The 13244-nt window shown below is 50.6% G+C and carries 12 protein-coding genes; 9 read left to right on the top strand and 3 right to left on the bottom strand.

Annotated elements, in window-relative coordinates:
- The first annotated feature begins 22 nt into the window (after positions 1-22).
- On the top strand, positions 23-850 hold the full coding sequence (locus tag ALO_RS02585; RefSeq protein WP_004092562.1) for a phosphoenolpyruvate hydrolase family protein: 828 nt from the start codon (positions 23-25) through the stop codon (positions 848-850).
- Between the two features lie 292 nt (positions 851-1142).
- Here the strand turns inward: ALO_RS02585 and gap are convergent, their stop codons facing one another.
- The gene (gene gap / locus ALO_RS02590) at positions 1143-2183 is read right to left on the bottom strand and encodes a type I glyceraldehyde-3-phosphate dehydrogenase (RefSeq protein ID WP_004092563.1); all 1041 of its coding nucleotides are present in this window, start codon (positions 2181-2183) and stop codon (positions 1143-1145) included.
- A gap of 227 nt (positions 2184-2410) precedes the next feature.
- Between gap and ALO_RS02595 the strand changes: the two genes are divergently transcribed.
- From ALO_RS02595 to ALO_RS02625, 7 genes are all read left to right on the top strand, one after another.
- Complete coding sequence (locus ALO_RS02595; protein ID WP_004092564.1) at positions 2411-2602, top strand: hypothetical protein; 192 nt, start codon at positions 2411-2413, stop codon at positions 2600-2602.
- A gap of 238 nt (positions 2603-2840) precedes the next feature.
- Positions 2841-4292 carry a C39 family peptidase gene (locus ALO_RS20660; protein WP_004092566.1) on the top strand — a complete coding sequence of 484 codons (1452 nt, stop codon included), beginning with the start codon at positions 2841-2843 and terminating at the stop codon, positions 4290-4292.
- A 319-nt stretch (positions 4293-4611) separates the two neighbouring features.
- Positions 4612-5742: an ABC transporter ATP-binding protein gene (locus ALO_RS02605; protein ID WP_004092572.1), complete on the top strand. Its 1131-nt coding sequence runs from the start codon at positions 4612-4614 to the stop codon at positions 5740-5742.
- Positions 5743-5853: 111 nt separating this feature from the next.
- Positions 5854-6678, top strand: a complete 825-nt coding sequence (locus ALO_RS02610) for an ABC transporter permease (RefSeq protein ID WP_139025302.1) — start codon at positions 5854-5856, stop codon at positions 6676-6678.
- 3 nt (positions 6679-6681) lie between these two features.
- Positions 6682-7458, top strand: a complete 777-nt coding sequence (locus ALO_RS22735; RefSeq protein ID WP_040292561.1) for an ABC transporter permease subunit — start codon at positions 6682-6684, stop codon at positions 7456-7458.
- 19 nt (positions 7459-7477) lie between these two features.
- Positions 7478-8560, top strand: a complete 1083-nt coding sequence (locus ALO_RS22740) for a polyamine ABC transporter substrate-binding protein (RefSeq protein ID WP_040292562.1) — start codon at positions 7478-7480, stop codon at positions 8558-8560.
- Between the two features lie 442 nt (positions 8561-9002).
- Positions 9003-10211, top strand: coding sequence for a DUF401 family protein (locus ALO_RS02625; RefSeq protein ID WP_004092574.1), 1209 nt, complete (start codon positions 9003-9005; stop codon positions 10209-10211).
- A gap of 1 nt (position 10212) precedes the next feature.
- Here ALO_RS02625 and ALO_RS02630 read toward each other — a convergent pair whose 3' ends face one another.
- Together ALO_RS02630 and ALO_RS02635 are read right to left on the bottom strand one after the other, a co-directional pair.
- Positions 10213-10572 (bottom strand): DUF454 family protein, encoded by a 360-nt coding sequence (locus ALO_RS02630; RefSeq protein WP_004092575.1) that lies wholly within the window; start codon positions 10570-10572, stop codon positions 10213-10215.
- Between the two features lie 416 nt (positions 10573-10988).
- Entirely contained in the window at positions 10989-11840 is an 852-nt protein-coding gene (locus tag ALO_RS02635) for a methyl-accepting chemotaxis protein (RefSeq protein WP_004092576.1), read from the bottom strand.
- A gap of 294 nt (positions 11841-12134) precedes the next feature.
- Here ALO_RS02635 and uxuA point away from each other — a divergent pair, with 294 nt between their 5' ends.
- Positions 12135-13205 (top strand): mannonate dehydratase, encoded by a 1071-nt coding sequence (gene uxuA, locus ALO_RS02640; protein ID WP_004092578.1) that lies wholly within the window; start codon positions 12135-12137, stop codon positions 13203-13205.
- The last annotated feature ends 39 nt before the right edge of the window (positions 13206-13244 follow it).

A 13244-nucleotide genomic window follows, 5' to 3' on the forward strand; every position in this document is an offset into this window, starting at 1 on the left:
AACTAACAGGGGGATAACAATAATGGCAGGTTCAAGAAGTACGATTTTGGAGAAGTTGCGGGGGCAGGCGGCTAAAGGGATGCCTGTGATCGGAGCCGGCGCTGGAACCGGCATATCGGCTAAGAGCGCCGAAGCCGGCGGAGTGGATATGATGGTCATCTATAACTCCGGCCGTTACCGCATGGCCGGCAGGGGTTCGCTGGCCGGTCTGATGCCCTATGGCGACGCCAATGCTATCGTTCTGGAAATGGCGCAGGAGGTGCTGCCGGTGGTAAAAGATACGCCGGTGCTTGCGGGTGTGTGCGGTACCGATCCCTTCCGGCTGATGGACGTGTTTTTAAAACAACTGAAAGAGGTTGGTTTTGCCGGCGTACAAAATTTTCCCACTGTGGGCCTGATTGACGGCACTTTCCGGCAGAACCTGGAAGAGACCGGCATGGGCTATGACCTGGAAGTGGAGATGATCGCCAAGGCCCGCAAGCTGGATCTTCTGACCACCCCTTATGTTTTTTCCGAAGATGAGGCGGTGAAAATGACCCGGGCCGGGGCGGACATTCTGGTGGCTCATATGGGCCTGACCACCAAGGGGAGCATTGGTGCCAAAACAGCTCTGACTCTGGATGATTGCGTCAAAAAGATCCAGGCCATTCATGACACGGCTAAAGCCATCAATCCGGATATCCTGGTGATTTGTCACGGCGGTCCTATTGCCGAGCCCGAAGACGCAGCTTATGTTTTGAGCAAAACCAAAGGGGTCATCGGCTTCTACGGGGCTTCCAGCATGGAGCGGCTGCCGACGGAAAGAGCTATCGCCGCTCAGGTTAAAGCCTTTAAGAATATTCAGTTCTAGCGGCCGATTGATGCTTTGACCGGCGGCGAATAAAGCGAGGATACACTGGAAAAACTCATCTGACAAGCGAACCAGACTGAAATCAATAAAAAAAGGGGGCGGCCGCATACGTTTCAAAAACGTTTTGCGGCCGCCCTGCTGCATTTACATCGCCTGGAAGATACCGGAACCGCGGCAGAAGGCAGGCGGTTTCGATGCAGCCGCTGTTGCGGCTGGCGATGTATTCGCCTTTTTAATCAGAGGCAACGTCTGATGTCGGCCAACATTGCCGGGATGTGCGCTGAGGATCAGACTACACTGCCAGTTTATTGGATGAGTGATGCCGCGAATTCAACTGAGAGCCTATGAATACCGCCAGATCAAGTACCCGGCAGGAGTAGCCCCATTCATTGTCATACCAGGCCAGTATCTTGGCAGTGCGTTCTCCGATGGTCATAGTCGACAGAGAGTCCACGATGGCCGAATGGCTGTTATCAACAAAGTCGACGGACACCAGCGGCTCCTCGCAATACTCCAGAATACCGCACAGTTTGCCCTGCGCAGCTTCATACAGGGCTTGATTGATGGCGGCTGCGGTGATATCCTGTTCCAGTTCCAGGACTACATCGGTTAAGGATACGTTGGGCACAGGCACGCGGATGGCAATGCCATTAAGTTTACCCTTAAGTTCCGGTATGACCAGGCCGATGGCTTTGGCCGCGCCGGTAGAGGTGGGCACGATAGATTGCGTGCAGCCGCGGCTGCGACGCGGGTCTTTGTGAGAATTGTCCAGACTGCGCTGGTCGGTTGTAAAGGCATGAACAGTTGACATCAGTCCATTGACAATGCCGAACCGTTCGTGAATAGTCTTGACAATGGGAGCCAGGCAATTAGTGGTGCAAGAAGCGTTTGATACCACATGATCGATTTCCGGCCGGTAGGTTGCTTCGTTGACACCCATAACGATCGTTTTGCCGTCATCCTTGCTGGGGGCGGTAAGGATGACTTTTTGCGCACCACTGGCGATGTGGGCGCTGGCATCTTTGGTCGAATTGAACTTGCCCGTGGCTTCGATGACGATGTCGACACCCAGTTTGCCCCAGCTTAAATTAGCTGGATTACGCTCGGAAACCACTGCGATTTTCCGGTCGTCTACCGTAAGCAAATTGCCTTCACCGTGTACCTGACCGGGAAATTTTCCGTGCACCGAATCATATTTGAGCAAGTGGGCCAAGGCAGCAGCATCGGTTGTGCTGTTGACCGCAACAATCTCAATATCCGGCCTTTCCCAGGCAGCGCGCAGACACATGCGGCCAATACGGCCTAAACCATTAACAGCGACTCTGATACTCATGTTTTCTCCTCCGATCCATGCAACACTTTTCAGACTTTTCGCGAAAAAGTATAGCATAATTAACTATAATTACAGGAATATAGTAGCACATATATTGAAACAAGTAAATACTTGATGCATGGATTCAGTGATCCTCTGCTAATGGAATTTACCCGTTTGGCCTTTCCCTGGCAGCCGGAAAGTTTTATAATGAAGTTGCCAGATTTTGTACGGAAGGGGAATTACGCATGCTGAAAAAACTGCTGAAAACCGTGAGTAGCCGTCTGCTGCCGAGTATTGATAACAGACAGGACGGAACCGGTCACTGCCATGAGGCAGCGTTTGACCCGGATAGTTTTCCCGAGGCTGTTAAGCAGCAATTAAGAAAAAACCAGGACCGGGAAAAGCCGGGGGCGGGTGGGAGCAATAATACCGGATAAAACAGGGAAGGGACCAGGTTGGCCTGATCCCTTCCCTGTTTATTTATATTCGTATAGGCACGAACAAAAAGCGCTGCGGCCCGGAAGCAGCGCTTGGAATGGTCAAAAACTCATCGCCGCCATAGCGGATGACCTTGTCGTCAGAGCGAATGCAGGATTGAATCCGCGGGCAGGGAATAGGCCGGCCAGCGGCGAATAGATGCAACAAGCTTCGACAGAGAAAAATACGGAGAATGATATGAAAAACAACAAGCTGCGTCACTTTAGTTTTTTACCTTTCGCGGGTTTAGCTGTAATCCTCTTTTTTTTGCTGCTTTGCGGCCAGGCAGGGAAGGCGGCGCCGGATGACGGCAACCCGGGCGGGATTTCAGCTGTATCAGCCGGTACGGTGATTCAAAACACCGCTGCTGATTTTGCTGCCGGCACTTTTGCCGGCACGGCTGCGGGCGCAAAAGAACCAGTTATAGAACTGGCCGGCCCCAGGGGGAAATTCGCTGCCGGGGTCTACACCTCGTCGGTCATCCGACTCGCCCCGTTTGATGAAATGGTGGTTTCCTGGAACGCGGTTACGCCGCCGGGGACTTGGATCAAGGTCGAAGCTCAGGTTGCGGCGGGGGAGCAATGGTCGGAATGGTTTTCCTGGGGGGAATGGAGCACCACCACTGATACCGGTTCGTTCCTGGGCAACCCGAAAAATTCTTTCGCCGATATGGATATTGATACCCTGACCCTCAAGAGTGGCAAAGCTACAGCGGTTCGCTACCGGTTGACCCTACATAGCGATAATCCCCAATTGACTCCGGCGGTACGCCTGGTGGCCGTCACCGCTCGCGACAGCCAGCAAAGAGAGAACTCCCCGTCATCTTTCAGGCTGGACAAAAACTTAGCCGTACCGATGTATTCCCAGGGACTGAGAGACCCCCGCATTTCCAGCCGGATCTGCAGTCCAACCAGTCTGAACATGGTTTTAGAATATTACGGTTTTTACCAGACCCCGGAAGAAACAGCCTGGGGAGTTATGGATTATAAGGGGGACCTGTTTGGCAATTGGTCTTTTAATACCGCCTATGCCGGCAGTCTGGGTTTGACCTCCTATGTTGCCTTCTATAATTCCCTGGAGGATGTAAAACAGGAAATTGCCCGAGGCTATCCGGTGATTGCCAGTGTGCGCTATCGCAACAGCGTTACGGTCGCTAAGACATATCCTATCCTGACGAATGCTCCCATTTCCTATACAGCCGGTCATATTGTCGTCATTCGCGGGTTTTTCTACAAAGACGGCAAAGAGTATGTCCTGGTGAATGACCCGGCAGCGGGGAACCGGCCAGGCGTGCTGCGAGAGTACCTGGCGGAAGAGTTTGAAGAGGCCTGGACCAAAGTAGCCTATGTGGTTCATCCCGGTCCGGCGCAACCGGCTGCGCCGCGGCGGATTCCGGCGGTATTGCAGGCAGCCGGCACTGTGAGGCAAAAAGACGGAATTTTATTCCGGGGATACCGGTTAACAGCCGGTTCATCTCTGATTGACCTTAGCCCCGGCAACATCCGCAGCATGGTGCTGCAGCTGCCGGACGGGCAGGAAAGCTTTATCGCCCCCTCGGCCGACGGCATGCTGTGGCTGAATTCCCGTTATGAGGCCGGGAAGTATAAGCTGATTATTATCGCTAACAACCATAAAATTTACGAAACATAAAATTTACTTGATATAAAGTGAAACTGGTTATATACTATAACCAGTTTCACTTTTTACGGCTTTTACAGTGAAAAAATTACGGGAAATCAGGTGATTCTACAGGTAACATTATCGTAATTTCATAACCTGCAGACCGGCTTGCGCCAGATACAAGAGAATCGGGCGCGGGTCCTTCAACGTAGTAAATAGCAATGAGGTTTTCTTGGCCGGATTTATGCCGGCATGAGAAAACTTTTTTATCTTTTCATATGCTTATCTTTAAGTGAGCTTTAAGTTATTTCAAATTAGAGGACTTGCAAATAAAAGGAGCGCTGATAGGATGCAGGACATGGCGGTACAGCTCGTCGATCTGGTTAAGGTTTTTGAAGATTCAACGGCAGTCAATCATATTCATCTGGATGTAAGAAGAGGGGAGTTTCTCACACTTTTAGGGCCCAGCGGCTGCGGAAAAACCACTACGCTGCGGATGATCGCCGGCTTTGAACAGCCCACCAGCGGCTCTATTCTGCTGGACGGTCAGCATGTGGAGGCTAAACCACCCTACGAGCGTAATGTGAATACCGTCTTTCAAAGTTATGCCCTGTTTCCCCATATGAGCGTTTTTGATAATATCGCCTTTGGGCTGACCATGAAGAAGGCTCCGTCAGCTGAAATCAGCCAAAGAGTTAATGAAGCGCTGTCCCTGGTCCAACTGGACGGGTTCGCCCAGCGCCGGCCGGACCAATTGAGCGGCGGACAGCGGCAAAGGGTAGCCATTGCCCGGGCGATTGTCAATCATCCTGAGGTGCTGCTGCTGGATGAGCCGATGGGAGCTCTGGATCTGCAATTGCGCAAGCAAATGCAGATCGAGCTGAAACGGCTGCAGAAAAAACTGGGCATTACCTTTATCTATGTGACTCACGACCAGGAAGAAGCCCTGACGATGTCCGACCGGATCGCTGTCATGAATGAAGGGGTTATTGAACAGACCGGCAACCCGGATGAAATTTATGAACGGCCCCAAAGCAAATTTGTCGCCGGCTTTATTGGCGAAACCAATTTATTTAGCGGTAAAGTGACCGGTCTCGACGGGAACTACGCCGTCTTAGAAATGGAGAATGGCCGGGCACCGGTCCCCAACCGGGGGCTGAGCTTAGGTGAGGCAGCCTATATCGCCGTGCGGCCGGAACGGATTGAACTCAGTGATTCCCCTGATGGCAAGCCTTTTGCCCTGAAGGGCTGGTACAAAGAGCAGATTTATGTAGGCTCGACGATGAAGACGATCATTCATCTGAATCAGAAGCTGGAGGTTGTGGTCAGTGAACCGGTGGGCAGGGCCCAGACCGGAAAGCTGGCGAAGGGAACGGAAGTGTTTTTGAGCTGGAATCCGGATCATGCGGTGCTGGTCAAAGACCCGGCAGGAAGTTCCGTTTCGGCTGGGCCGGCAGAGGCTGCCAAACTGGTAGGTTAAATCATGTTGATAATGGATGGTGGTCCTGTGAACAATTCACATTCCGGTCCGGCAGTTCCCTCTGAAACTGCCGGGGAAACAGCAGTTGACCGGAGACGGCATATCCTGACCATGGTGGGGCCGGGCACCTTTTGGATGGTGTGTTTCGTGGCTTTACCTTTATTGCTGGTGGTGCTGGTGAGCTTTATGCAGCGGGGACTGTACGGTGGCATCGAATACCAGTTCACCCTGGATAACTATAGCCGTATTTTTAATCCCATGTATATAAAAATACTGTGGAACTCTTTGGTCCTTTCGTTTATAACCACGCTGCTGTGCCTGATTCTGGGCTATCCCTTTGCCTATTTTGTGGCCAAGGCTCCCAAACGCTGGCGCAACATCCTGCTGCTGCTGGTGATTTTGCCTTTCTGGACCAACTCCCTGGTACGGACTTATGCCTGGATCATGCTGCTGCGAACCGAAGGCTTTATCAATACCATTTTATTGAAAATCGGTCTTGTATCTCAGCCTCTGGCCATGATGTACAACGAAACAGCCATTCTGATCGGCCTGGTGTATGTGCTGTTTCCCTTCATGGTGCTGCCTCTGATTACTTCTATCGAGAAGCTGGACCCGGCATTATTAGAGGCAGCCGGCGATTTGGGGGCTAATCCTGTGCGGGCCTTTTTCGGGGTTACGCTTCCCCTGACCAAAGCCGGCATTATGGCCGGCTCCATTCTGGTCTTTATTCCGGCCCTGGGGTATTTCTTCATTCCGGAACTGATGGGCGGCAGTAAAGCCATGCTGATCAGCAATCTGGTGAAAAATCAGTTTCTTACCGCCAGAGACTGGCCTTTTGGCTCGGCCATTTCGATTATTCTGATGGCGATCACCCTGATTTTGATTTATCTTTACTTCCGCAATGCCGGCAGCAAAGATAAGCTGGAGGTGTTTTAGCCAGTGAAACTGTTGCGCTGGACGACCATTGGCTATGCCTGCCTGATTTATTTTTTCCTGTATATACCGATCTTTGTCCTGATGGCCTTTTCCTTTAATGACTCCAAGCTGAACGTGGTCTGGATGGGCTTTACCCTGAAATGGTACGCTGCCTTGTTTGAGGACGCAGCTATTATGAATGCCTTTAAACTCAGCATGACCCTGGCTTTGGTCAGTACCCTGGCTTCTACCATGATCGGCGCTCTGACGGCAGTAGGCATGTATAAATATCATTTTCGCGGCAAGAGTATTCTCGACGGCTTGTTATATATTCCGATTCTGATCCCGGAAGTTGTCATGGGTGTGTCCCTGCTGGCCTTGTTTTCCCTGCTGCAGATTCCCGTTGGGTTTATGACTCTCTTGATTTCCCATGTGGCCTTCAGCATACCCTTTGTGGTCATTGTGGTCCGGGCCCGCCTGGACGGCTTTGACCCATCGCTGGAGGAAGCGGCCATGGATCTGGGGGCCAATCACTGGCAGACCCTTACCAAAATCGTTCTGCCGATTATCATGCCCGGCATTCTTTCCGGCGCGCTGCTGGCTTTTACTCTGTCTTTGGATGATGTGATCATCAGCTTCTTTGTTTCCGGTCCCGCCACTATGACCTTGCCCTTAAAAATCTTCTCCATGGTGAAGTTTGGCGTAACACCGACAGTGAATGCTTTATCCACGCTGCTGCTGTTATTGACACTGCTCATGGTCCTGGTAGCGGAATATTTAAATCAACGTAAAACAACCTAACGTATAAGGAGGAAAAACAGTGCAACAAAGCAGATTGGCAAAGGTCTTATGCATTATGATTCTGGCAGCTTTTTTGGTAGCCGGTTGCGGCGGACAAAAAGCAGGGGATTCTGGGAATAAGGAAAAACTGGCCTCCGAACTGAACCTATTCATCTGGTCGGAATACATCCCTCAGGCTGTACTGGATAAATTCCAGGAGAAATACGGCATTAAGGTCAATCTGAGTCACTATTCTTCCAACGAAGAAATGCTGGCCAAACTTCAGGCCGGCGGCGCTTCCCAGTATGACCTGGCAGTAGCCACCGACTACATGGTGGAGATCATGCTCAAGCAAAAACAGCCGATCATTCAGGCCTTTGATGTCAACAACATTCCTAACCTGAAAAACATAGACCCCCAATATAAAAACAAATTCTTTGATCCGGACAACCAATACACCGTGGCCTATATGTGCGGCAGCGTGCTGCTGGCCGTGAATACCGACAAGGTAAAAGAACCGGTGAAAAGCTATAAGGATCTGCTGAATCCCGGTCTCAAAAATTCTCTGGTGGTCTTAGACGACCAACGGGCGATTATCGGCATTGGCCTGAAAATCCTGGGCTATTCCCTGAATGAAACCGATCCCCGGAAATTGGCCGAGGCCAAAGCACAAGTTGCAAAACTCATTCCCAATATTAAAGCCTATGACAGCGACAGCCCCAAAACTCTCTTAATCAACGGCGAAGCCGCCATCGGCTACGTCTGGAATGCCGAGGCCTCCCTGGCTAAGAAAGAAAATCCCGCCATTGAAGTGGTTTTCCCGGAGGAAGGCATGTATCTCTGGCAGGACAATTTCGTCCTGACTCATGGCGCCCCTCATAAACGGGAAGCCGAGTTGTTCATGAATTTCATTCTGGAGCCGGAAATCAGCCTGCTGATCTCCAAAGAATTCCCCTACACCAACCCCAATATGGAAGCGGTCAAGTTGCTGGATAAGGCCCTGCTGGAAGACAAAGCCGTGTATCCCCCCACGGAAGCACTGGCAAAAGGCGAGTTCCTGAAGGATCTGGGGCAAGCCACCAGAGTGTACGACGAGATTTGGTCCGAACTTAAAACTAAGTAGGGGACTGTTGAAAAAGGGCCGTCCTCGCTGCGCTGTATCAGGCTTCACGACTTTTCGGGACAGCGGTAATAGCAGGTGATCCCTTAAGCCGAAAAGGCGCCTGAATTCTTCACTAGCATGGAAGCGCAAGCGTTTCTCTTACCTGGCATCTGGGCCTTTTTGAACGGTCCCAGATGCTAGGCTAAAGATGGGTTTTGCAACGGGAGATCATCCGAATAATTAAAGGCGTCAAGCCAAGAAATTTCTTGGCTTGACGCCTTTTGTCCTGCGTGGGGGTATTCTGGTCAACGGGGCATAGAATAGAACATGACGACATGCGACGCCCCGGAGCGGAGAGGACGAAGGGGATTTGTCCGGCAACAGCGAAAGAATAGAGAAAATATAAAGGATAATGTTCAGATAATGTTCAAATAATGTTCAATAAACAGGGGGTTAAGGGTATATGGTCTCTGTGATTAAGATTCTCGTCGTTTTAATTTTGATTGTCATCCTATTGAACCGCAAGGTGAAGCTGGGCAATTCGATGCTGGCCGGTTCCGCGCTGTTATTTTTTTGGACCGGGCCTTCGATGGGCAAGGTGAGTGAGGCTGTCTCAACTACTCTTGTCAGTCCCAGCACCTGGGAGATCATTTTTGCCTTATATTTTGTCATGTGTCTGGAGTATCAGCTCCGGACCAAGGGCATTATCGACGGATTTATGGCTTCCGCTCGCAGTATTTTTAACAGCGATCGCCTGCTGCTGGTGGTGATGCCGTCATTTCTTGGGTTTCTGCCTTCGTTGGGCGGCGCTATTTTTTCCGCCCCCTTGGTGGAAAATGCCGGTAAAGATTATGAATTGACAGCGGAAAAAAAGACAGTGATCAACTATTGGTTCCGCCATGTGTGGGAGTTTACCAACCCTTTATTCACCGGCATGCTGCTGGCCAGTCAGTTGTCCGGCATTCCCCTGAGCCGGCTGGTGGTCAGCATGTCCTGGGTCACGATTCTGGCCTTCATTATCGGCTGGATTTTTCTCATTTCGCCCCTTAAACTCAAAAGCCGGAACGAAGCAGCTCAGCCAGAGCAGCAGGCAGAAAATGAAAAGTGGCGGTATATCCTGCTGGCTGCCGGTCCGGTTTTAGCCAATCTGGCGCTGGTAGTATTGTTTCAGATCAGCGCTGCGATATCCATGACCATCGTGGTAGTGGCTATGACCATCATCTTGCGGCAGGGAGCCTCTGACATCCGGGCCATGCTGAATCATGCCCTGGATCAGAAGCTGTTGTGGGGAGTATTTAACATTCTCTTTTTCCAGAACATCCTGCGGCTATCCGGCGCAGTGACGGATATCACGGTGTTGCTGAACAGTTTTGCCATACCGGCGGCGCTGGTTGTGGGCATCATTGCTTTCCTGGGCGGACTTCTTACCGGTACATCCCAGGGATTTGTCGCTATCGCCTTTCCTTTTATCGCTCTGCTGTCACCGGGAGACATTTTCTTAGTCACGGTGTGTTTCATTGCCGGTACCGCCGGACACATGCTATCGCCGGCGCATCTTTGCCTGGTAGTAACCCTGGATTACTTTAAAGCCAATTTCGCCAAGTCAATTCGACCGGTTTTTATCCTGGAGATCATGATGTTGGCCGCCTCCTATGGAATCCTTAGTATGTGACTTAGCGAATTGTTCTTATTTTAACAACGAAAATATAATATTTAATCAGCAGCAATAGCAGGATCAATAGATGCATAATTGCATTATCGGTCATAAAAACAGGTAATAGCATCATTGAAGTGGAGAAAGTCAGGATATAAATCTTTGATTTTAACGGCAGGGCCCAGTTTCGTTCAAACTCCTGCAAGTGGTTGCGGTATATAGAGGTAGAAAGAAACCAGGCATGGAGCCGGTCGGAGCCTTTGGTGAAAAAATAGGATGCCAGCAGTAACAAGGGAACTGTCGGCAGCAGCGGCACTACGACGCCAATCGCTCCCAGTCCTAAAAATAATACTCCTAATCCAACATAAACGGGTTTCATAATAATTCCTCCAGGCGCCAATCGCTTTAACGTAACAGGTGAGGTACATTAACAGTATAATGATAATGATTATCAATTCTTACATTATCATAATATAGTGCGGAAACACTGTCAAATACATAAAAACACCCAGCGATAGAAAAAGAGACTTTACGTCTTGTTGTTTTTATTAAACAAAGACAAACGGTCTCCCTTTTTTTATAGTTAACAAAGTGTTGATTGACCGGATTAACGCTCTCATCAGGCCAAGGAAAAGGCCGGGGCTAAAGGCGAAAGCGCTTTAGCCCGGCTGGTAATTGACAGGCTCCGGGCTCGGTTGCATGGCAGAAGCAAAAAGGACATGAAAAGACCAGGAGAGGGTTCGCAGCAGACAATGAACTCTTTCCTGGCCTTTTTGAAAATAACAACAGAATGCCTTAATTTTCAGTATACTGATACATCGCCTGGGCCGTCTCGGCCAGTTTCGCCGCCATGGCGGCCAGCTCCTGACTGGACTTGGCCATTTCCGTAATGGTGGTTTTTTGTCCGGCGGTATGATTGTCAATAGTTTGAATCATTTGCGATAATGCCGCCATAACTTCATAAATGCTGTTCATGGAAGCGGTAATCCCCTTGACGGAATCGGCGCTGGCCACCGCCAATTTGCGGACTTCTTCCGCCACTACGCCGAATCCCCGGCCGGCATCACCGACCCGGGCCGCCTCAATGGCGGCATTCAGGCCCAGCAAGTTGGTCTGGGCCGAGACTGATTTGATGAACTCAACGATTTGGTCGGTTTGCTTAATAGTTTCCCGCAGTTTTTGGCCGATATCATCCAGCTGTTTGCTGGTCCGGGTTACCTCATCGGCCCGGCCGGCCATTTCTTCCATGCTGGCCGTAAACTCTTGGGATGAGGCAGCCAGGGACTGGGAAACATGGTTTATTTGTTCCGAGGTCGCCATATTTTGTGTGGTGGTAATACAGCCGACCACTCTGCCGTCGTCTTTTACCGGCAGGGAGCAAACGAGATAAGGCATACCATAGGCAGATTTTTCACGGGGAATGACCTTTACTACCTGTTTACCGGTTTCCAAGGCCTGCTGGGTGCCTCCCGGCCGTACCGTTTCGCCGGGTTTTGTGCCCAGGTCTAAATCACTGGCGGGAATATACAGGGAATACCGATCGCCCCTGACAATGGTGATTCCTACGTCAGCCGCAAGAATATCATTCAGGTAAGGGGCTAATTTGGTAAATAGATCAAGCAGTTCCGTTCCGGTAAGCTGGCTCATTTTATCACCTTTCTTAATAATAGAGTAGCACATAGTCCGCAGACCCGCGAGCCTGGCTGTGCGGCAAGACTCTGAGGCAACATTGGTGACGATTATCAGTAAAAGTATGATACATAAGTTACTCTATATCAAATAGTATCATACTATATTACCTTTGCCAATATTGCCAAATAGAAGAAAATAAAAAAGATTATATCTGTTCCGGGTATAAAAATTTAGGATTGCGCCAACTGGTATATTAGTTTAATATATTAGATGAAATAATCTGCGACGGCATGAAAGGAGTGATTTTATATGCAAATGACGATGCGCTGGTTTGGGACCGGCTATGATTCAGTCACTTTGACCCAGATCCGTCAAGTGGCGGGTGTGGCGGGAGTTATTACCACTCTGTATGGCACGAAGCCGGGAGACCTCTGGCCGGACGAAGACATTCGCGCCATGAAGGTCGAAGTGGAGAGCGCCGGACTGACGATAGCCGGCATTGAAAGTGTCAATATCCACGATTCCATTAAGATTGGTTCGCCTGACCGGGACCGGTATATCGACAATTACATAAAAACTCTGGCGCGTTTGGGGCAGGCGGATATCCATATGATCTGCTACAATTTTATGCCCGTGTTCGACTGGACTCGTTCCGACCTGGCTAAGGTGCGCCCGGATGGCAGCACTGTACTGGCTTATGATCAGAAAGTCATCGATCAAATCAATCCCGATGATATGCTATCCTCCATGGATGCCAAGTCCAACGGATTTGTGCTGCCGGGCTGGGAGCCGGAACGCATGGCCCGCATCAAAGAGTTGTTTGCCTTGTATAAAGACGTGGATGATGAGAAGCTCTTTGCCAATCTGAAATATTTTTTGGAATGTATTATGCCTACCTGTGAAAAGTATGGCATCAAAATGGCCATCCATCCGGACGACCCTGCCTGGCCGGTATTCGGGCTGCCCCGCATCATGACCGGCAAGGACAATCTTCTGCGCCTTCTGCGCATGGTGGATAATCCGTATAACGGCGTAACGCTTTGCTCCGGCAGTCTCGGCTCCAATCCGGCCAACGATATTCCAGATACGATTCATGCCCTGAAAGGCCGCATCTACTTTGCCCATGTACGCAATCTGCGCTATAATGGCCCCGGTGACTTTGAAGAGGCGGCACATCTTTCCCGGGACGGCTCCATGGATATGTTTAAAATCATGCAGGCCCTTTACGACATCGGCTTTGACGGGCCCATCCGCCCCGATCACGGCCGGGCCATCTGGGGCGAGAAAGCTATGCCGGGATATGGCCTTTACGATCGGGCCCTGGGGGCTAACTATCTTAACGGTTTATGGGAGGCCATTGACAAAATGTCCCGGCTGTAGCGGCTGGCCGCTTGCCCCGAGCCGTTTTGACCAAAGGAG

It is taken from the genome of Acetonema longum DSM 6540, from assembly GCF_000219125.1.
Classification (GTDB): domain Bacteria; phylum Bacillota; class Negativicutes; order Sporomusales; family Acetonemataceae; genus Acetonema; species Acetonema longum.

Excerpts from the sequence above, each read along its gene's own strand:
- ALO_RS02585 (WP_004092562.1), top strand. The coding sequence starts at position 23 with ATGGCAGGTTCAAGAAGTACGATTTTGGAGAAGTTGCGGGGGCAGGCG.
- gap (WP_004092563.1), bottom strand. The coding sequence starts at position 2,183 with ATGAGTATCAGAGTCGCTGTTAATGGTTTAGGCCGTATTGGCCGCATG.
- ALO_RS02595 (WP_004092564.1), top strand. The coding sequence starts at position 2,411 with ATGCTGAAAAAACTGCTGAAAACCGTGAGTAGCCGTCTGCTGCCGAGT.
- ALO_RS20660 (WP_004092566.1), top strand. The coding sequence starts at position 2,841 with ATGAAAAACAACAAGCTGCGTCACTTTAGTTTTTTACCTTTCGCGGGT.
- ALO_RS02605 (WP_004092572.1), top strand. The coding sequence starts at position 4,612 with ATGCAGGACATGGCGGTACAGCTCGTCGATCTGGTTAAGGTTTTTGAA.
- ALO_RS02610 (WP_139025302.1), top strand. The coding sequence starts at position 5,854 with ATGGTGGGGCCGGGCACCTTTTGGATGGTGTGTTTCGTGGCTTTACCT.
- ALO_RS02625 (WP_004092574.1), top strand. The coding sequence starts at position 9,003 with ATGGTCTCTGTGATTAAGATTCTCGTCGTTTTAATTTTGATTGTCATC.
- ALO_RS02630 (WP_004092575.1), bottom strand. The coding sequence starts at position 10,572 with ATGAAACCCGTTTATGTTGGATTAGGAGTATTATTTTTAGGACTGGGA.
- ALO_RS02635 (WP_004092576.1), bottom strand. The coding sequence starts at position 11,840 with ATGAGCCAGCTTACCGGAACGGAACTGCTTGATCTATTTACCAAATTA.
- uxuA (WP_004092578.1), top strand. The coding sequence starts at position 12,135 with ATGCAAATGACGATGCGCTGGTTTGGGACCGGCTATGATTCAGTCACT.